An 18,238-nucleotide genomic window follows, 5' to 3' on the forward strand; every position below is an offset into this window, starting at 1 on the left:
GTTTAAGGAGCCCTGCTTATGGCAAAGGCAAAGTTTGAACGGAATAAGCCGCACGTCAACATCGGGACCATTGGTCACGTTGACCACGGCAAGACGACGCTGACGGCTGCGATCACCAAATATTTTGGTGACTTCAAGGCCTATGACCAGATCGACGGCGCTCCGGAAGAGCGCGCTCGCGGCATCACGATCTCGACCGCGCACGTCGAGTACGAGTCGGAATCGCGTCACTACGCCCACGTCGACTGCCCCGGCCACGCCGACTACGTCAAGAACATGATCACCGGTGCTGCCCAGATGGACGGCGCGATCCTGGTTGTGAACGCTGCTGACGGCCCGATGCCGCAGACCCGCGAGCACATCCTGCTGGGCCGTCAGGTCGGCATCCCCTACATGGTCGTCTACCTGAACAAGGTCGACCAGGTTGACGACGCCGAGCTGCTGGAACTGGTCGAGATGGAAGTGCGCGAGCTCCTGTCGTCCTACGACTACCCCGGCGATGACATTCCGATCATCAAAGGCTCGGCTCTGGCCGCGATGGAAGGCCGCGATCCCGAGATCGGCGAGAACTCGATCCGCGAACTGATCGCGGCTGTCGATAGCTACATCCCGACCCCCGAGCGCGCTGTCGACCAGCCGTTCCTGCTGCCGATCGAAGACGTGTTCTCGATCTCGGGCCGCGGCACCGTGGTCACCGGCCGTATCGAGCGCGGCGCTGTCAACGTCGGCGACGAACTGGAAATCGTGGGTATCCGCGACACCAAGAAAACCACCTGCACCGGCGTGGAAATGTTCCGCAAACTGCTGGATCGCGGGGAGGCTGGCGACAACGTCGGCGTTCTGCTGCGCGGCATCGACCGTGACGGCGTCGAGCGTGGCCAGGTTCTGGTGAAGCCGAAATCGGTGACCCCGCACACCACCTTCGAAGCCGAAGCCTACATCCTGACCAAGGAAGAGGGCGGCCGCCACACTCCGTTCTTCGCGAACTACCGTCCGCAATTCTACTTCCGCACCACGGACGTCACCGGCACCGTGAAGCTGCCGGAAGGCACCGAGATGGTGATGCCGGGCGACAACCTGAAGTTCGAAGTCGAACTGATCGCTCCGATCGCCATGGAAGAGAAGCTGCGCTTCGCTATCCGTGAAGGCGGCCGTACCGTCGGCGCAGGCGTCGTCTCGAAAATCCTGAAGTAATTCGGGTCGGGCAGGGGGCGGTAACGCCCCCGGCTCAAAAAACTGGGCGACCTTCCGATTCGGGGGTTGCCAAATGGTCAACCGGCGGCTATGCCGCCTGCTTGCCAATTTGAATACCGGTTCGAAGCAGGCGCCACGTGGTGTGACGTCTGCCTCTCAACCGAATACCCCCGCAAGAGGGACGATAATGCAAAGCCAGAATATCCGCATCCGGCTCAAGGCGTTCGATTATCGCGTTCTGGATGCCAGCACGCAGGAAATCGTGAACACCGCCAAGCGCACCGGCGCCACGGTCCGCGGTCCGATTCCGCTGCCCAACAAAATCGAGAAATTCACCGTTCTGCGCGGTCCGCACATCGACAAAAAATCCCGCGACCAGTGGGAAATCCGCACGCACAAGCGTCTGCTGGACATCGTCGATCCGACCCCCCAGACCGTTGACGCCCTGATGAAGCTCGACCTCGCCGCTGGCGTTGATGTCGAAATCAAGGTGTAAGGAGGCCATTATGCTGCGGACTGGTGTAATCGCCAAGAAGCTGGGCATGACCCGGCTGTTCCTCGAAGACGGGCGTCAAGTTCCCGTCACTGTTCTTCACGTTGACAACCTGCAGGTTGTTGCTCAGCGCACCGTCGAAAAAGACGGCTACGTTGCGCTGCAGCTGGGTGCTGGCGAGGCGAAAGCCAAGCGCACCACCGCTGCTCTGCGCGGTCACTTCGCGAAGGCCAATGTCGCTCCGAAGCGCAAGATCGCGGAATTCCGCGTTGCCGCCGAAAACCTGATCGAAGTGGGCGAAGAAATCATCGCCGATCACTACTTCGCGGGTCAGTTCGTCGACATCGCCGGTACCTCGATCGGTAAAGGCTTTGCCGGTGCGATGAAGCGTCACAACTTCGGTGGTCTGCGCGCCTCGCACGGCGTGTCCGTCAGCCACCGCTCGCACGGTTCGACCGGCCAGTGCCAGGACCCCGGTAAGGTGTTCAAAGGCAAGAAGATGGCAGGTCACATGGGTGCCGTTCGCGTCACCACGCAGAACCTGCAAGTCGTTCGCACCGATTCCGACCGTGGCCTGATCATGGTCAAGGGTTCGGTTCCAGGCTCGAAAGGTGGATGGGTCACCATCAAGGACGCCGTGAAAAAGCCGCTGGCCGAAACCACGGTCTTCCCGGCTGCGATCCGTTCGAAGGCTGCCGCTGAGGCTCAGGTCTCTGCCGAGGCCGTTGCGCCCGAAGGAGACAACTGATGAAACTCGATGTGATCACGCTCGAAGCCGGCAAAGCCGGTGACATCGACCTGAGCGATGACATCTTCGGGCTCGAGCCGCGTGCGGACCTGCTGCACCGCGTCGTTCGCTGGCAGCGTGCGAAAGCGCAGCAAGGTACCCACTCGGTGCTGGGCAAGTCGGACGTCAGCTACTCGACCAAGAAGATCTACCGCCAAAAAGGCACCGGTGGCGCTCGTCACGGTTCCCGCAAGGCGCCGACCTTCCGTCACGGTGGTGTGTACAAGGGCCCGACCCCGCGTTCGCACGCTTTCGACCTGCCGAAGAAAGTTCGCGCACTTGGCCTGAAGCACGCTCTGTCGGCGAAATTCGCTGCAGGCGAGCTGGTCATCGTTGAGAGCTTGAACATTGCCGATGCCAAAACTGCGGCCGTTGCTAAAGCGGTCAAGGAAAACGGCTGGAAGCGCGTTCTGGTGATCGACGGTGCCGAAGTGAACGAAAACTTCGCCCGTGCCGCCCGCAACCTCGAAGGCGTGGACGTCCTGCCGTCGATGGGTGCCAACGTCTATGACATCCTGCGTCGCGACACGCTCGTGCTGACGCGCGCTGGCGTCGAAGCTCTGGAGGCTCGTCTGAAATGACCACGAAGCCCGAACATTACGACGTGATCGTCAAGCCGCTGATCACCGAGAAAGCGACGCTGGTTGGTGAAGCCAACGCGTTCGTTTTCCAGGTGAGCAAAACCGCGAGCAAGCCGGTCATCAAGGAAGCAGTGGAAGCTCTGTTCAACGTCAAGGTGAAGGCGGTCAACACCACCATCACCAAAGGCAAGACCAAGCGTTTCAAAGGCCGTCCCGGCGTCCGTTCGGATGTCAAGAAAGCCTATGTCACGCTGGAAGCCGGCAACACCATCGACGTGTCGACCGGCCTCTGATATAGAGCCACCGAATCGACGGCCCCCCCTGCGGGGCCGTCGTATTTTGACTGAAACGGACCACCTAAGGTCCAAAGCAACGGAAGACAGAAAGCATGGCACTTAAGTCGTATAAACCGACTACGCCTGGCCAGCGTGGGCTGGTTCTGATCGACCGTTCGGAGCTTTGGAAAGGGCGCCCGGTTAAATCCCTCACCGAGGGTTTGACCAAGAACGGCGGCCGGAACAACACCGGACGGATCACGATGCGCCGCAAAGGCGGCGGGGCGAAGCGTCTCTACCGCATCGTCGATTTCAAACGCACTAAGTTCGACGTTTCGGCGACGGTCGAGCGGATCGAATACGATCCCAACCGCACCGCTTTCATCGCGCTCATCAAATACGAAGACGGCGAACAGGCCTACATCATCGCTCCGCAGCGTCTTGCTGTTGGTGACAAGGTGATCGCTGGCGCCAAAGTCGACGTCAAACCCGGCAACGCGATGCCGTTCTCGGGTATGCCGATCGGTACCATCGTCCACAACGTCGAGCTGAAGCCCGGCAAAGGTGGTCAGTTGGCACGTTCGGCCGGTACCTACGCTCAGTTCGTCGGTCGCGATGGCGGCTACGCTCAGATCCGCCTGTCCTCGGGCGAGCTGCGTCTGGTGCGTCAAGAGTGCATGGCCACCATCGGTGCCGTGTCCAACTCGGACCACTCGAACCAGAACCTGGGCAAAGCAGGCCGTAACCGTCACAAGGGCATCCGCCCGAGCGTTCGCGGCGTTGCAATGAACCCGATCGACCACCCGCATGGTGGTGGTGAAGGTCGGACTTCGGGCGGCCGTCACCCGGTTACCCCGTGGGGCAAAGGCACCAAGGGTAACAAGACCCGCACGAACAAAGCGACCGACAAATACATCCTGCGGTCGCGTAACGCGAAGAAGGGGCGCTAATCCATGGCACGTTCTATCTGGAAGGGCCCCTTTGTCGACGCATACGTGCTTCGCAAGGCCGAGAAAGCCCGCGAGGCTGGCAAGTCCGACGTCATCAAGATCTGGTCGCGTCGTTCGACCATTCTGCCGCAGTTTGTCGGCCTGACTTTCGGCGTTTACAATGGCCAGAAGCACATTCCGGTCGCTGTCAGCGAAGAGATGATCGGCCAGAAGTTTGGTGAATACTCGCCGACGCGGACCTATTACGGTCACGCCGCCGACAAGAAAGCGAAGAGGAAGTAATCGTCATGGGTAAGGAACAGAATCCGCGCCGCGTGGCGGATAACGAGGCGTTTGCAAAAACGAAAATGCTTCGCACCTCGCCGCAAAAGCTGAACCTGGTTGCTCAGCTGATCCGTGGCAAGAAAGTCGAGAAAGCCTTGGCTGACCTGACGTTCTCGCACAAGCGTGTCGCTGGCGACGTGAAGAAATGCCTTCAGTCGGCCATCGCCAACGCTGAGAACAACCACAACCTCGACGTCGACAATCTGATCGTCGCCGAAGCTTGGGTTGGCAAGAACCTCGTCATGAAACGTGGCCGTCCGCGTGCCCGTGGCCGCTACGGCAAGATCATGAAGCCGTTCTCGGAAATCACCATCAAGGTCCGTCAGGTCGAAGCCATCGAAGCCGGGGAGCGTGCGTAATGGGTCAGAAGGTTAACCCGATTGGTATGCGTCTTCAGGTCAACCGTACCTGGGACAGCCGCTGGTATGCGGATGACAAGGATTACGGCAATCTTCTGCTGGAAGACCTGAAAATCCGTGACTTCGTTCATACCGAAGCCAAACAGGCAGGCGTCAGCCGCGTCATCATCGAGCGTCCGCACAAAAAGTGCCGCGTCACGATCTATGCCGCGCGTCCGGGTGTCATCATCGGCAAAAAAGGCGCCGATATCGAAACCCTGCGCAAGAAGCTGACGAACTTCACCGCCTCGGAACTGCACCTCAACATCGTTGAAGTCCGCAAGCCCGAGCTGGACGCCCAGTTGGTCGCCGAATCGATCGCTCAGCAGCTCGAGCGCCGCGTTTCGTTCCGTCGCGCCATGAAGCGCGCCGTGCAGAACGCTATGCGAATGGGTGCACTGGGTATTCGTGTGAACGTTGCTGGCCGTCTTGGCGGCGCCGAAATCGCCCGGACCGAGTGGTACCGCGAAGGCCGTGTGCCGCTGCACACCCTGCGCGCCGACATCGACTATGCGCTGTCGGAAGCCACCACGCCCTACGGCATCATCGGTGTGAAGACCTGGATCTTCAAAGGCGAGATCATGGAGCATGACCCGCAGGCTCGCGACCGCCGCGCTACTGAAGCGCAAGACGGTCCGGCTCCGCGCGGTCCGCGTCGTGACCGCGACGCGCGCTAAGGAGAAGTAGAATGCTGCAACCGAAACGGACCAAGTTCCGCAAACAGCACAAGGGCCGGATCCACGGCGAAGCAAAGGGCGGTTTTGCCCTGAACTTCGGCTCGTTCGCCCTGAAGGCTACTGAGCCCGAGCGCGTCACCGCCCGCCAGATCGAAGCGGCCCGCCGCGCGATCACCCGCCACATGAAACGTCAGGGTCGCGTCTGGATCCGGATTTTCCCGGATGTTCCGGTTTCGTCGAAACCGACGGAAGTGCGGATGGGTAAAGGTAAAGGTTCGGTGGATTACTGGGCGGCCCGCGTCCATCCCGGCCGCATCATGTTCGAAATCGACGGCGTGTCCGACGAAATCGCACGTGAAGCGCTGCGCCTCGGCGCGAACAAGCTGCCGGTGCTGACCCGCATCGTCGCTCGCGAAGACTGGTAATCCCGGTCCGCAAGTAAAAGTGACGCCCCGTCGGGAAACCGGCGGGGCGTTTCATATGCGAGTTTTCCACAATGGGACTTGCATAAAATGGCCTACGCCTGTATGGGCAAGCCTTCATCATGAAACTCCACCGGAATCAGGGTGGCCCTGCTTGCAGGGGCTCGCCGGTGATGTTGAAAGGAAATGGCGTATGAAAGCGCTGGAACTGAAAGATAAGACGCCGGATCAGCTGAAAGAACAGCTGCTCTCGCTGAAAAAGGAAGCGTTCAACCTGCGCTTCCAGCAGGCCACCGGCCAGCTCGAATCGACCGCCCGCATGCGCTCCGTCCGTCGCGACGTTGCTCGTGTGAAAACCATTCTGAACCAGAAAGCGGCGGAAGCCGCGGCGTCGAACTAAGGAGCCCGGTCCATGCCCAAACGCATCCTGCAAGGCAAGGTCGTCAGTGACAAGAACGAACAGACCGTCACCGTTCTGGTCGAGCGTCGCTTCAAGCACCCGCTGCTGCACAAAACCGTGCGGTCGTCGAAGAAATACCGCGCGCATGACGCGCTGAACCAGTTCAAGGTCGGTGACACCGTTCGCATCGTCGAATGTGCCCCGATCTCGAAAACCAAGCGCTGGACGGTTCTCGTCGACGCTGTCGAAGCACAGGCGTGAGTCCAGTCTTAATCGAAACCCTGGGGCCGGGTGATGCCGGTCCCCAAAGGTCGGGAGTAACCCAATGATCCAGATGCAGACCAATCTGGATGTCGCTGACAACTCCGGCGCTCGCCGAGTTCAGTGCATCAAGGTCCTGGGTGGTTCGCACCGTCGCTATGCGTCGGTGGGCGACATCATTGTCGTTTCCGTCAAGGAAGCCATTCCGCGCGGCCGCGTGAAGAAAGGTGACGTCCGCAAGGCCGTCGTCGTGCGCACCGCGAAAGAAGTGAACCGTGAAGACGGCACCTCGATCCGTTTCGACCGCAACGCCGCCGTCATCCTGAACAACCAGGGTGAGCCGGTCGGTACCCGTATCTTCGGGCCGGTCGTTCGTGAACTGCGTGCGAAGAACTTCATGAAGATCATCTCGCTCGCTCCGGAGGTGCTGTAATGGCTGCCAAGCTGAAAAAAGGCGACAAGGTCGTCGTCCTTGCCGGCAAGGACAAAGGCAAGCAGGGCGAGATCTCGGCCGTTCTTCCCAAAGAGAACAAGGCTGTTGTTGACGGCGTCAACATCGCGATCCGCCACACCCGTCAGACTCAGACCTCGCAAGGTGGCCGCTTGGCGAAAGCCATGCCGATCGACCTGTCGAATCTGGCCCTCATGGACAAAAACGGCAAAGCGACCCGCGTCGGCTTCCGCGTGGAAGACGGCAAGAAAGTCCGCTTCGCCAAGACCACGGGAGACGTGATCTGATGCTGGACCAAGCCAACTACACGCCGCGTCTTAAGTCGCAGTACCGCGAAGCTATTCGCGCTGCGCTGAAAGAAGAGTTCGGCTACAAAAACGACATGCAGATCCCGCGTCTGGACAAGATCGTCCTGAACATGGGCATCGGCGAAGCCGTGAAAGACACGAAAAAGGTCAAGCAAGGCGCTGAAGAGCTCTCGCTGATCGCAGGCCAAAAAGCAGTCATCACCCACGCGAAACAGTCGATCGCCGGCTTCCGCGTCCGTGAAGAAATGCCGCTGGGCTGCAAAGTGACCCTGCGTGGCGACCGGATGTATGAATTCCTGGACCGCCTGATCAACATCGCGCTGCCGCGCGTCCGCGACTTCCGCGGCGTGAAAGGCACGTCTTTCGACGGTCGTGGCAACTACGCCATGGGCCTGAAAGAGCACATCGTGTTCCCGGAAATCAACTTCGACAAGGTCGACGAAGTGCTGGGGATGGACATCATCATTTGCACCACCGCGCCGACCGATGCGGAAGCGAAGGCGCTGTTGAAGCATTTCAACATGCCGTTCAACAGCTGATCGCGGAGGTAAGATAGATATGGCTAAAAAATCCATGATCGAGCGCGAGAAAAAGCGCGAGAAACTGGTTCAGAAATACGCCGCCAAGCGCGCTGCTCTGAACGAAGTCGTCCACGATCAATCCCTGCCGATGGAAGAGCGCTTCAAGGCCAGCCTGAAACTGGCTGAACTGCCGCGCAATTCCTCGGCTACGCGTCTGCATAACCGGTGCCAACTGACCGGCCGTCCGCACGCGTATTACCGTAAACTGAAACTGTCGCGGATCATGCTGCGCGAGCTCGGCTCGTTCGGTCAGATCCCTGGCATGGTCAAATCGAGCTGGTAAGGGGGCATTATGTCGATGAACGATCCTCTCGGCGATATGCTGACCCGCATCCGCAATGCTCAGATGCGCGGCAAATCGACCGTTCGCACTCCGGCCTCCAAGCTGCGCGCTTGGGTTCTGGACGTGCTGAAAGCGGAAGGCTACATCCGCGGCTATGAAGCCACGACCTCTGCGTCGGGCCATGCCGAACTGGAAATCAGCCTGAAATACTACGAAGGCACTCCGGTCATTCGCGAACTCGCGCGCGTGTCCAAACCCGGTCGCCGGGTTTATGCCTCGGTCAAGGAAATCCCGTCGGTCCGTAACGGCCTGGGCGTTTCCATCGTCTCGACGCCGAAAGGTGTTATGTCGGACGCAGCGGCTCGCAACGCCAATGTTGGCGGCGAAGTCCTCTGCACCGTGTTCTAAAGGAGGGCAGAGATGTCTCGGATTGGTAAAAAACCGGTCGCCCTCCCGAATGGCGTGACTGCGGAAATCAAAGGTCAAACGATCGAAGTGAAAGGCCCGAAAGGCGTCCGTTCCTTCACCGCGACCGATGATGTGACGCTCTCGCTTGAGGACGGCGCCGTCAAGGTCACCCCGCGTGGCCTGTCGAAACGCGCTCGCCAGCAGTGGGGTATGACCCGCTCGATGGTCGAGAACCTGACCGTTGGCGTGAGCCAAGGCTTCAAAAAAGAGCTGGAAATTCAAGGTGTGGGTTACCGCGCCTCGATGCAGGGCAATGTCCTGAAACTGGCTCTGGGCTATTCGCACGACGTGAACTTCGAGGCGCCTGCTGGCGTCACCATCACCTCGCCGAAGCAGACCGAAATCGTGGTGGAAGGCATCGACCAGCAACTGGTCGGCCAAGTCGCCGCGAACATCCGTGAGTGGCGTCAGCCCGAGCCCTACAAGGGCAAAGGCATCCGCTACAAGGGTGAGGTCGTCTTCCGCAAGGAAGGCAAGAAGAAGTAAGGGGCGCGAAAATGGCACTGAACAAACGAGAGCTGTTCCTCAAGCGCCGCCTGCGCGTGCGGAACAAATTGCGGGCGATCACGGACGGCCGTCCGCGTCTGTCCGTTCACCGTTCTTCCAAGAACATCAGCGTTCAAGTCATCGACGACGTGAAAGGGGTCACCCTGGCCTCGGCATCGTCGCTCGAGAAAGACTTTGGCGTTGTCGGCAAGAACAACGTGGAAGTCGCGGCCAAGATTGGCGCCGCGATTGCAGAGCGTGCGAAAGCAGCCGGTGTCGAAGAAGTCATCTTCGACCGCGGTGGCTTCCTGTTCCACGGCAAGATCAAGGCCCTTGCGGACGCAGCCCGCGAAGGCGGTCTGAAGTTCTAAGGACTGCGGGTGGCGTTTTCGCCACCCCGATGATCCGGGGGCCATTGGCTTGCCTTTGGCCCACCAGGATCGGATTTAACGGCGCTGATCGCGCCAGTTGAAAAAGGAATGCCTCATGGCAGAACGTGAAAACCGTCGGGGTCGCCGCGAAGAGCGCGAAGAAACCCCGGAATTCGCCGATCGCTTGGTCGCGATCAACCGTGTGTCGAAAACCGTCAAGGGTGGTAAGCGCTTCGGCTTCGCCGCTCTCGTGGTTGTCGGCGACCAGCGTGGCCGCGTTGGCTTCGGCAAGGGCAAAGCGAAAGAAGTGCCCGAGGCGATCCGCAAGGCCACCGAACAAGCGAAACGCTCGCTGGTTCGCGTCCCGCTGCGCGACGGCCGCACCCTGCACCACGATATCGAAGGCCGTCACGGCGCCGGTAAAGTGATCATGCGGACTGCCGTTCCGGGTACCGGTATCATCGCCGGTGGTCCGATGCGCGCCGTCTTCGAGATGCTGGGCGTTCAGGACGTTGTTGCGAAGTCGCAAGGCTCGCAGAACCCCTACAACATGATCCGCGCCACCATCGACGGCCTGAAAAAGGAATCGTCGCCACGCAACGTCGCTCAGCGTCGTGGCAAGAAAGTGGCCGAGATCCTGCCGTCGAACGACAAGCCGGCTGACGCCGCTGTCGAAGCGTAAGGAGAGGCACAATGGCTAAAACCATCGTCGTCAAGCAGATCGGCTCGCCGATCCGCCGTCCGGCCGTTCAGCGCGAAACGCTGAAAGGCCTGGGCCTGAACAAGATGAACCGCACCCGCGAGCTGGAAGATACCCCGGCCGTGCGCGGCATGGTCAACAAGATCCCGCATCTGGTTGTCATCATCGAAGAGCGCGGCTGATTTCAGCCCCCGCTTACAGATTGGAAACGCCCCGGAGATCCTCCGGGGCGTTTTCGTTTATGCGAACCTGCCCCGTTAACCTTTCGCTAACCGGTTTTTGGCAAATTTCTGGCATTCCCTTGAAGGAAGCCCGAGATGCCCCAACGGATTGCCCTTGGCCTTGTTCTGCTCGCCGCGCTGCCCAGCATTGCATATGCCGGGGCTTGGCCGCGCGCCGAGAAGGCGACCTTCCTGTCGCTTTCGGATGAGCGGGATTCCGACGGCAACAGCTATACCAGCCTTTATGGCGAATATGGCCTGACCGGGCGCGAGACGCTGGGCTTTGAGCTGGGCTATACCAATGTCGGTGAGACGAGCGCGCTGTTTGGCCTGCAGCACGCGCTTGAGCCTTGGGGAGAGAATCAACTCTCGGTCGGGCTTGGGATTGGCATGGTGGCGCGTGATGGTATGTTCCTGCCGCTGGCGCAGGCGTCCGCGAATTGGGGCAGGGGCTTCCAAGGCTTCATGCAGGGCGGCTGGCTGTCGCTTGAGACCCGCCTGAAGGTCGCCGGTGCGATGAAGGATCAGGCTGATTTTGCTGATCTCTCGGATAGCGCTTTCAATTACCTGACCTCGGAGGTCACAGTGAAGGCGGATTTTACGGTGGGGCTGCACGCGACCGACGCGATGATGATCATCAACCAGTTCCGCTTCGAGCAGACCGACGAGGCAGGCTTCACCAGCAAGCTTGCCACGACAGTGGTCCATGACCTGTGGGGGCCAAGCAAGATCGAGCTTGGATTGATCACACCGCTGTCGGGGCCTGATGAATCAGCAGTCAAGCTGGGCACCTGGCTCGAGTTCTGAAGTTCGCCCCTTCCGGGAGATTGATCATTTGGATAGCTTTCCCAACCGATTTCGGCATGGCCATCATAGCTCTCAACGACGGGCATCGATTCCGTCGGCCAACATAATGGAAACATTTTGGGTTTCCGAAAGGAGCAGGGCGTGCTTGGGAATATCCAGATTCTTCGATTCGCCGCCGCGTTGCTCGTTGTTTTATTCCACGTCGCCTGGACCGCGCAGAACGAGGGAAACCCCACGAGATTTCTCGCGGGGTTCATCAAATGGGGCGAGGCCGGAGTCGACATCTTCTTCGTTATTTCCGGATTCGTCATGGTGCTGTCCCAAGCCCGCAGCCCACGACGCGTGGATCAGTTCCTGATCGAACGCGCCCTGCGAATCGTGCCGATGTACTGGATCTTGACGCTGCTTTCGACCGCGCTGCTGCTGTTGCTACCGGGGCTTTTCAGCAGCAGCAGCTTTTCGGTGCAGAAGACTTTGACCTCGCTGTTTTTTGTCAACAGTTGGTTAGGGCAGGGATACCCAGTGCTCTATGTCGGATGGACGCTGGAATATGAGTGGTTGTTTTACCTGATTATCTCGCTCAGCTTCATGCTTTTTCCTATCGGCTTTACGTGGATCGCGGTGCTTGCCGTATTTCTCGCCTTGAATTGGGCAGGGCCTGTCGAACTGGTCAGCCTCGAGTTTGTCTATGGCATGGTGATAGGGCTGCTTTACCTTCGCGGGAAAAGGCTTCCAAAGCCGGCCTTGTTCGTTGCCGGCGGGGTGCTGTTACTTGCGGCGTTTGCGCAACTTCCGGCGGGGCAGCTTCCTCGCCAGATCTCATACGGTGTTCCGGCGCTTCTGATTGTCGCAGCGCTTGTTTGCCTGCCACAGGTAAAGGGCAAGGCCGCGCTTTTTCTGGGGGCCGCATCCTATGACATCTATCTGATACAAGTGTTCACCATCCCGGTGGTGTTTCGCTTGATCGGCAAGCTCTTTGTTTTGCCGAGCGACCTCACGGCGCTTCTTGCCGCCGCAGTCACCTTGGTGGCCGGCGGCTTGGCTTGTGCACTGGTTGAAAAACCATTGACCAATCGGATGAAAGACTGGCTTCGGGCCTCGCCTCGTTTGGATATCGGCGCGCGTTCCCGCCCAGTGCGGTAGTGGAACGCCACCCAAATGTAGCTGCAAGACCAGGCTATGGAACTTGACCGGCGGATCACCTTCGTATACGAACCGCCGGTGCTTTCACAGGCACCGACTCAACAAGCAAAAAACGCCGTGTTCGTCCCATTTGCTTCGCGGGACGTTTCCGGCTCTAGGAGAAGCAACATGAAACTGCATGAAATTCGCGACAACGAAGGCGCATCGCGCAAGAAGAAACGCGTTGCTCGTGGTCCGGGCTCGGGCAAGGGTAAAACCGCCGGCCGTGGTATCAAAGGTCAGACCTCGCGTTCGGGCGTCGCGCTGAACGGTTACGAAGGCGGCCAAATGCCGCTGTACCGCCGCCTGCCGAAGCGTGGCTTCAGCAAGCCGAATCGTCTGGAATTCGCCGTGGTCAACCTGGGCCAACTGCAAGCCTTCGTCGACGCAGGCAAGCTGGACGCCAAAGCTGACGTGACCGCCGAAGTGCTGGTCGCATCGGGCGTCATCCGCCGCAAACTGGACGGCGTTCGCGTTCTGGCCAAAGGCGAGCTGAAAGCCGCTCTGAACCTGACCGTTTCGGGCGCATCCAAAACCGCGATCGAGGCAATCGAGAAGGCTGGCGGCAAAGTCACCGTCACTCGTCCGGCCAAAGAAGAAGCGGCTGCCGAATAAGCTGTTGAAGGGCGCACCCGCGCCTAATACATAGCTGTCAAGTTTTCCAGGCGCCGCGGGATCGGGAAACGATCCGGCGGCGCTGCCATGAAGGGGCACACGTATGGCGTCAGCCGCAGAACAGATGGCCGCGAACCTTTCCTGGGGTGCGCTTGGCAAGGCGACCGAGCTTCGCCAGAGGATCTGGTTCACCCTCGGACTTCTTATCATCTACCGCCTTGGCACCTATATTCCGGTGCCCGGTATCGACGGCGCGGCGCTGCGCAACTTCATGACCGACGCTCAGGCCGGTATCGGGGGCATCCTGTCGATGTTCACCGGCGGCGCGCTGGGGCGGATGGGTGTGTTCGCGCTTGGCATCATGCCCTATATCTCGGCCTCGATCATCGTGCAGCTTCTGGCCTCGATGGTGCCCGCTCTTGAGCAGATCAAGAAAGAAGGCGAGGCAGGCCGCAAGAAAATCAACCAATATACCCGCTACGGCACGGTCGCGCTGGCGCTGTTCCAAGCCTGGGGTCTGGCCGTCAGCCTCGAGCACGGCAACCTCGCACACGAGCCGGGCATGTTCTTCCGCGCCTCGGTGGTCATCACGCTGGTCGGCGGCACCATGTTCCTGATGTGGCTGGGCGAGCAGATCACCGCCCGCGGTATCGGCAACGGCATCTCGCTGATCATTTTCGTCGGCATCGTCGCCGAGATCCCCGGCCACCTCGCGCAGTTCCTGGCGCAGGGCCGTTCGGGCGCTGTCTCGACTCCGGTGATCCTTGGGGTGATCGTGATGGTGATCGCCGTGATCGCCTTTGTCGTGTTCATGGAGCGCGCGCTGCGCAAGATCCATATCCAGTATCCGCGCCGTCAGGTCGGGATGAAGGTCTATGATGGGCAGTCCTCGCACCTGCCGATCAAGGTCAACCCGGCAGGCGTCATTCCGGCGATCTTTGCCAGCTCGCTGCTGCTTCTGCCGATCACGATCTCGACCTTCTCGGGCAACCAGACCGGCCCCGTCATGTCGACGATCCTTGCCTATTTCGGGCCGGGACAGCCGCTGTATCTGATCTTCTTCTGCGCGATGATCGTGTTCTTCGCCTATTTCTATACCTTCAACGTAAGCTTCAAGACCGATGAAGTTGCCGAGAACCTGAAGAATCAGGGCGGCTTCATTCCGGGTATCCGCCCCGGCAAACGGACCGAGGACTATCTGGCCTATGTGGTCAGCCGCGTTCTGGTCATCGGCTCGGCCTATCTTGCGGCAGTCTGTATGTTGCCCGAAGTGATCCGTCACCAGCTGGCGATACCGTTCTACTTCGGCGGGACGTCGGTCCTGATCGTGGTCAGCGTTGTCATGGATACGATCAATCAGGTGCAAAGCCACTTGCTTGCGCATCAGTACGAAGGTTTGATCGAAAAATCACAGCTGCGGGGCAAACGGAAGCCGGGGACACCGCGTCCTCGCAAGGCACCTGCGCGTCGCTGATAGGGAGCAGCCCTGAAGGGCGAAAGAGGGACGAATAATGGCGACCAATATCATTCTGCTTGGCCCCCCGGGGGCCGGCAAAGGCACTCAGGCCCGTCGCCTGATCGAAGAGCGGGGGCTGGTTCAGCTTTCGACCGGTGACATGCTGCGCGAGGCCCGCAGTTCGGGAACCGAGATGGGTCAGCTGGTGGCGAAGGTCATGGATCGCGGCGAGCTGGTCACCGACGAGATCGTCATCGGCCTGATCCGCGAGAAGCTGGATCAGGGCGGCAACGGTTTCATCTTTGATGGCTTCCCGCGGACTCTGGCGCAGGCCGATGCGTTGGAAGGGTTGATGAAGGACGAAGGCCAGCAGATCGATGCGGTGGTCGAGATGCGTGTCGATGACACGGCGCTGGTCTCGCGGATCTCGGGGCGCTTCACCTGCGGTAATTGCGGCGAGGTCTATCACGATGTGACCAAGCCGACGAAAGCCGAAGGTGTCTGCGATGTCTGCGGCTCGACCGATCTGCGTCGCCGCGCTGATGATAATGCGGAAAGCCTCAAGACGCGGCTGATGGAATATTACAAGAAAACCTCGCCGCTGATCGGTTACTATTACGCCAAAGGGAACCTGCATCCGGTTGATGGCCTTGCTGAAATCGATCAGGTGGCCTCGGCCGTCTCGGCAGTGCTGAACGGCACGGGCTCTAAGACTTGACGAGAGCTTGCGAATCCCGTAATTCGCAACATCTCGAATGAGAATCACCTGATTTTCAGGTGTCAGTTGAAGGCCCGAAGGCACAGCTTTCGGGTCTTTGGTTGTGAAAAAAGGTTCCGGGGCTACGGAACCGCAACATGAGAAGGAAAGCGCGTGGCTCGTATTGCTGGCGTAAACATTCCGACCGGGAAACGCGTCCCGATCGCACTGACCTATATCCACGGCATTGGCCCGAAATTCGCTGACGAGATCATCGCAGCTGTCGGTATCGATGCGACCCGTCGCGTCAATGAACTGTCGGATGCCGAAGTTCTGTCGATCCGCGAATACATCGATGCCAACCTGACCGTCGAGGGCGACCTTCGCCGCGAGACGCAGATGAACATCAAACGCATGATGGACCTGGGTTCGTACCGTGGTCTGCGTCACCGTCGTGGCCTTCCGGTCCGCGGTCAGCGCACCCACACCAACGCCCGCACCCGCAAGGGCCCGGCGAAACCGATCGCCGGCAAGAAGAAGTAAGAGGGGGCTGAGGTAATGGCACGCGATAAAACCCGCATTAAGCGTAAGGAACGCAAAAACATCGCCACTGGTGTGGCGCATGTGAACTCGTCCTTCAACAACACCAAGATCCTGATCTCGGACGTGCAAGGCAACGCGATCTCCTGGTCGTCGGCTGGCACCATGGGCTTCAAGGGCTCGCGCAAATCGACCCCCTACGCTGCTCAGATGGCTGCAGAAGATGCAGGCAAAAAAGCGCAGGAACACGGCGTCCGCACGCTGGAAGTCGAAGTTCAAGGTCCGGGTTCGGGCCGCGAATCGGCTCTGCGCGCTCTGGCTGCTGTCGGCTTCAACATCACGGCGATCCGTGACGTGACCCCGATTGCGCATAACGGCTGCCGCCCGCCGAAACGTCGCCGGGTCTAATTCGGACTTGTGATAACGCGTTCCGCGCCGGTTCTCGGCGCGGACGCGATTTTCGCATTCAACCTCGGGCGTTTCCGGCCACCGGTCATGGGCTGGAAACAGGTATGGAGGCACACGCATGATCCACAAGAATTGGGCTGAATTGATCAAGCCCACCCAGCTTGAAATCAAGCCGGGCGCTGATTCGACCCGCGTCGCTACCGTTATCGCCGAGCCGCTCGAGCGTGGCTTTGGCCTGACGCTGGGCAACGCGCTGCGTCGCGTGCTGCTGTCCTCGCTGCAAGGCGCGGCCATCACGTCGGTGCAGATCGACAACGTCCTGCACGAGTTCTCGTCGGTTCCCGGCGTGCGCGAAGACGTGACGGACATCGTCCTGAACCTCAAGGGCGTGACGCTGAAGATGGACGTCGATGCGCCCAAGCGCCTGACGCTCGCTGCCAAGGGCCCGGGCGAGGTCAAGGCTGGCGATATCCAGGAAACGGCCGGGATCACCATCCTGAACCGCGACCACGTCATCTGCCACCTTGATGACGGTGCCGAACTGCACATGGAACTGACCGTCGCGAACGGCAAGGGCTATGTCGCCGCCGACAAGAACCGTCCCGAGGATGCGCCGATTGGCCTGATCCCGATCGACGCGATCTTCTCGCCGGTGAAGCGCGTCAGCTACGAAGTCACCCCGACCCGCGAAGGTCAGGTTCTGGACTATGACAAGCTGACCATGAAGGTTGAAACCGACGGCTCGCTGACGCCGGAAGACGCCGTGGCCTATGCTGCGCGCATCGTTCAGGACCAGCTTTCCGTTTTCGTCAACTTCGACGAGCCGGAAGCCGCGACCCGTTCGGATGCCGAAGACGGTCTGGAATTCGACCCGCGCCTTCTCAAGAAGGTCGACGAGCTGGAACTGTCGGTCCGTTCGGCGAACTGCCTGAAGAACGACAATATCGTCTATATCGGCGACCTGATCCAGAAAACCGAAGCCGAGATGCTCCGCACCCCGAACTTCGGCCGCAAGTCGCTGAACGAGATCAAGGAAGTGCTTTCGGGCATGGGCCTGCATCTTGGCATGGACGTCGTGGACTGGCCACCGGAAAACATCGAAGACGTTGCAAAACGCTTCGACGACCAGTTCTGATCGAATTCGGGGGCGTCATACGCCCTGTGTGCAGCCTGTGTACGCGCGGTGTACGCATGGTGCCCCCGAAAACCGCCGCAAGGCACCTGGGCATTCCGCCCCAAGGAGAGTGGCCCCAACGCAGGGTCACCGGACAAAGCAAAAGACGTCATAGGAGATTATCATGCGTCACGCACGTGGCTACCGCCGCCTCAACCGTACCCACGAACACCGCAAAGCGCTGTTCGCCAACATGGCTGGCTCGCTGATCGAGCACGAGCAGATCAAGACGACCCTGCCGAAAGCCAAAGAACTTCGCCCGATCGTTGAAAAGCTGATCACGCTGGCGAAACGCGGCGATCTGCACGCCCGTCGTCAGGCTGACGCCCAGCTGAAGCAAGACCAGCACGTCGCGAAGCTGTTCGAAGTGCTCGGCGCCCGCTACAAGGACCGTCAGGGTGGCTATGTCCGCATCCTGAAAGCCGGCTTCCGCTATGGCGACATGGCTCCGATGGCGATCATCGAACTGGTCGACCGCGACCCGAATGCCAAAGGTGCAAGCGACCGCGCTCGCCTTGAAGCCGAATCGGCCGCTGAAGAAGCATAAGATTCGCTAATCCTTTCCAAGGATTATCAAACATTTAAGCCCGCAATCCAGTCAATGGGTTGCGGGCTTTCTGCAACACCGCCTAGCGGAAAATTCGCATGGGAACTGCCATGCGCCAATTTTTGCCGGCGCAACAAGTTTCCCGCATAGGTAATTGTATTATCGGGTTTAATTAAACCCT

At 59.8% G+C, this 18,238-nt stretch carries 30 protein-coding genes; all 30 read left to right on the plus strand.

The genetic code is table 11. The features are described from left to right. The first annotated feature begins 18 nt into the window (after positions 1 to 18). The 30 genes from tuf (at position 19) to rplQ (ending at position 18,057) form a co-directional block, all read left to right on the plus strand. Positions 19 to 1,194, plus strand: a complete 1,176-nt coding sequence (tuf, locus tag GL286_RS08410; protein WP_155095098.1) for an elongation factor Tu — start codon at positions 19 to 21, stop codon at positions 1,192 to 1,194. A gap of 187 nt (positions 1,195 to 1,381) precedes the next feature. Then, on the plus strand, positions 1,382 to 1,690 hold the full coding sequence (gene rpsJ / locus GL286_RS08415) for a 30S ribosomal protein S10 (RefSeq protein WP_042247848.1): 309 nt from the start codon (positions 1,382 to 1,384) through the stop codon (positions 1,688 to 1,690). A gap of 13 nt (positions 1,691 to 1,703) precedes the next feature. Continuing rightward, complete coding sequence (gene rplC, locus GL286_RS08420) at positions 1,704 to 2,435, plus strand: 50S ribosomal protein L3 (protein ID WP_155095205.1); 732 nt, start codon at positions 1,704 to 1,706, stop codon at positions 2,433 to 2,435. Continuing rightward, positions 2,435 to 3,055 carry a 50S ribosomal protein L4 gene (rplD, locus tag GL286_RS08425; protein WP_155095114.1) on the plus strand — a complete coding sequence of 207 codons (621 nt, stop codon included), beginning with the start codon at positions 2,435 to 2,437 and terminating at the stop codon, positions 3,053 to 3,055. The genes rplC and rplD overlap by 1 nt, the downstream gene beginning before the upstream one ends. Then, a complete protein-coding gene (locus GL286_RS08430; protein WP_155095115.1) occupies positions 3,052 to 3,348 on the plus strand; it encodes a 50S ribosomal protein L23 in 297 nt (98 codons plus the stop codon). Before rplD ends, GL286_RS08430 begins: the two co-directional genes overlap by 4 nt. A gap of 95 nt (positions 3,349 to 3,443) precedes the next feature. After that, on the plus strand, positions 3,444 to 4,280 hold the full coding sequence (gene rplB / locus GL286_RS08435; protein WP_134680206.1) for a 50S ribosomal protein L2: 837 nt from the start codon (positions 3,444 to 3,446) through the stop codon (positions 4,278 to 4,280). A 3-nt stretch (positions 4,281 to 4,283) separates the two neighbouring features. Beyond that, positions 4,284 to 4,562 carry a 30S ribosomal protein S19 gene (gene rpsS, locus GL286_RS08440; RefSeq protein WP_155095116.1) on the plus strand — a complete coding sequence of 93 codons (279 nt, stop codon included), beginning with the start codon at positions 4,284 to 4,286 and terminating at the stop codon, positions 4,560 to 4,562. A gap of 5 nt (positions 4,563 to 4,567) precedes the next feature. Next, positions 4,568 to 4,963: a 50S ribosomal protein L22 gene (gene rplV, locus GL286_RS08445; protein ID WP_155095117.1), complete on the plus strand. Its 396-nt coding sequence runs from the start codon at positions 4,568 to 4,570 to the stop codon at positions 4,961 to 4,963. Continuing rightward, positions 4,963 to 5,679, plus strand: a complete 717-nt coding sequence (gene rpsC / locus GL286_RS08450) for a 30S ribosomal protein S3 (protein WP_155095118.1) — start codon at positions 4,963 to 4,965, stop codon at positions 5,677 to 5,679. The genes rplV and rpsC overlap by 1 nt, the downstream gene beginning before the upstream one ends. Before the next feature lie 11 nt (positions 5,680 to 5,690). Further along, positions 5,691 to 6,104 carry a 50S ribosomal protein L16 gene (gene rplP, locus GL286_RS08455; RefSeq protein WP_134680210.1) on the plus strand — a complete coding sequence of 138 codons (414 nt, stop codon included), beginning with the start codon at positions 5,691 to 5,693 and terminating at the stop codon, positions 6,102 to 6,104. Between the two features lie 190 nt (positions 6,105 to 6,294). Beyond that, positions 6,295 to 6,501, plus strand: coding sequence for a 50S ribosomal protein L29 (gene rpmC / locus GL286_RS08460; RefSeq protein ID WP_155095119.1), 207 nt, complete (start codon positions 6,295 to 6,297; stop codon positions 6,499 to 6,501). 12 nt (positions 6,502 to 6,513) lie between these two features. After that, the gene (gene rpsQ / locus GL286_RS08465; protein WP_155095120.1) at positions 6,514 to 6,762 is read left to right on the plus strand and encodes a 30S ribosomal protein S17; all 249 of its coding nucleotides are present in this window, start codon (positions 6,514 to 6,516) and stop codon (positions 6,760 to 6,762) included. Between the two features lie 64 nt (positions 6,763 to 6,826). Next, positions 6,827 to 7,195 (plus strand): 50S ribosomal protein L14, encoded by a 369-nt coding sequence (gene rplN / locus GL286_RS08470; RefSeq protein WP_022708219.1) that lies wholly within the window; start codon positions 6,827 to 6,829, stop codon positions 7,193 to 7,195. Next, complete coding sequence (rplX, locus tag GL286_RS08475) at positions 7,195 to 7,500, plus strand: 50S ribosomal protein L24 (protein ID WP_155095121.1); 306 nt, start codon at positions 7,195 to 7,197, stop codon at positions 7,498 to 7,500. Before rplN ends, rplX begins: the two co-directional genes overlap by 1 nt. Further along, on the plus strand, positions 7,500 to 8,060 hold the full coding sequence (gene rplE / locus GL286_RS08480; protein WP_155095122.1) for a 50S ribosomal protein L5: 561 nt from the start codon (positions 7,500 to 7,502) through the stop codon (positions 8,058 to 8,060). Before rplX ends, rplE begins: the two co-directional genes overlap by 1 nt. A gap of 19 nt (positions 8,061 to 8,079) precedes the next feature. Next, the gene (gene rpsN, locus GL286_RS08485) at positions 8,080 to 8,385 is read left to right on the plus strand and encodes a 30S ribosomal protein S14 (RefSeq protein ID WP_155095123.1); all 306 of its coding nucleotides are present in this window, start codon (positions 8,080 to 8,082) and stop codon (positions 8,383 to 8,385) included. 9 nt (positions 8,386 to 8,394) lie between these two features. Beyond that, positions 8,395 to 8,793 carry a 30S ribosomal protein S8 gene (gene rpsH, locus GL286_RS08490; protein WP_155095124.1) on the plus strand — a complete coding sequence of 133 codons (399 nt, stop codon included), beginning with the start codon at positions 8,395 to 8,397 and terminating at the stop codon, positions 8,791 to 8,793. Between the two features lie 12 nt (positions 8,794 to 8,805). Next, a complete protein-coding gene (gene rplF, locus GL286_RS08495; RefSeq protein WP_155095125.1) occupies positions 8,806 to 9,339 on the plus strand; it encodes a 50S ribosomal protein L6 in 534 nt (177 codons plus the stop codon). An 11-nt stretch (positions 9,340 to 9,350) separates the two neighbouring features. Next, positions 9,351 to 9,710, plus strand: a complete 360-nt coding sequence (rplR, locus tag GL286_RS08500) for a 50S ribosomal protein L18 (protein WP_155095126.1) — start codon at positions 9,351 to 9,353, stop codon at positions 9,708 to 9,710. Positions 9,711 to 9,825: 115 nt separating this feature from the next. Continuing rightward, positions 9,826 to 10,392: a 30S ribosomal protein S5 gene (rpsE, locus tag GL286_RS08505; RefSeq protein WP_134680219.1), complete on the plus strand. Its 567-nt coding sequence runs from the start codon at positions 9,826 to 9,828 to the stop codon at positions 10,390 to 10,392. 11 nt (positions 10,393 to 10,403) lie between these two features. Next, the gene (gene rpmD / locus GL286_RS08510; protein WP_134680220.1) at positions 10,404 to 10,592 is read left to right on the plus strand and encodes a 50S ribosomal protein L30; all 189 of its coding nucleotides are present in this window, start codon (positions 10,404 to 10,406) and stop codon (positions 10,590 to 10,592) included. Positions 10,593 to 10,727: 135 nt separating this feature from the next. Further along, the gene (locus GL286_RS08515; protein WP_155095127.1) at positions 10,728 to 11,438 is read left to right on the plus strand and encodes a hypothetical protein; all 711 of its coding nucleotides are present in this window, start codon (positions 10,728 to 10,730) and stop codon (positions 11,436 to 11,438) included. Between the two features lie 141 nt (positions 11,439 to 11,579). Beyond that, positions 11,580 to 12,581, plus strand: coding sequence for an acyltransferase family protein (locus GL286_RS08520; RefSeq protein WP_170295106.1), 1,002 nt, complete (start codon positions 11,580 to 11,582; stop codon positions 12,579 to 12,581). A 168-nt stretch (positions 12,582 to 12,749) separates the two neighbouring features. Then, entirely contained in the window at positions 12,750 to 13,235 is a 486-nt protein-coding gene (rplO, locus tag GL286_RS08525; protein WP_155095129.1) for a 50S ribosomal protein L15, read from the plus strand. Positions 13,236 to 13,338: 103 nt separating this feature from the next. Continuing rightward, positions 13,339 to 14,709, plus strand: a complete 1,371-nt coding sequence (gene secY / locus GL286_RS08530; protein WP_155095130.1) for a preprotein translocase subunit SecY — start codon at positions 13,339 to 13,341, stop codon at positions 14,707 to 14,709. A 37-nt stretch (positions 14,710 to 14,746) separates the two neighbouring features. After that, positions 14,747 to 15,409 carry an adenylate kinase gene (locus GL286_RS08535; RefSeq protein ID WP_155095131.1) on the plus strand — a complete coding sequence of 221 codons (663 nt, stop codon included), beginning with the start codon at positions 14,747 to 14,749 and terminating at the stop codon, positions 15,407 to 15,409. A gap of 153 nt (positions 15,410 to 15,562) precedes the next feature. Next, entirely contained in the window at positions 15,563 to 15,931 is a 369-nt protein-coding gene (gene rpsM, locus GL286_RS08540) for a 30S ribosomal protein S13 (protein WP_134680226.1), read from the plus strand. 15 nt (positions 15,932 to 15,946) lie between these two features. Next, entirely contained in the window at positions 15,947 to 16,336 is a 390-nt protein-coding gene (rpsK, locus tag GL286_RS08545; protein WP_011747123.1) for a 30S ribosomal protein S11, read from the plus strand. Positions 16,337 to 16,454: 118 nt separating this feature from the next. Then, positions 16,455 to 17,471, plus strand: a complete 1,017-nt coding sequence (locus GL286_RS08550) for a DNA-directed RNA polymerase subunit alpha (protein ID WP_155095132.1) — start codon at positions 16,455 to 16,457, stop codon at positions 17,469 to 17,471. Positions 17,472 to 17,634: 163 nt separating this feature from the next. Further along, on the plus strand, positions 17,635 to 18,057 hold the full coding sequence (rplQ, locus tag GL286_RS08555; RefSeq protein WP_155095133.1) for a 50S ribosomal protein L17: 423 nt from the start codon (positions 17,635 to 17,637) through the stop codon (positions 18,055 to 18,057). The last annotated feature ends 181 nt before the right edge of the window (positions 18,058 to 18,238 follow it).

Source organism: Paracoccus aestuariivivens, assembly GCF_009711225.1.
GTDB lineage: Bacteria > Pseudomonadota > Alphaproteobacteria > Rhodobacterales > Rhodobacteraceae > Paracoccus > Paracoccus aestuariivivens.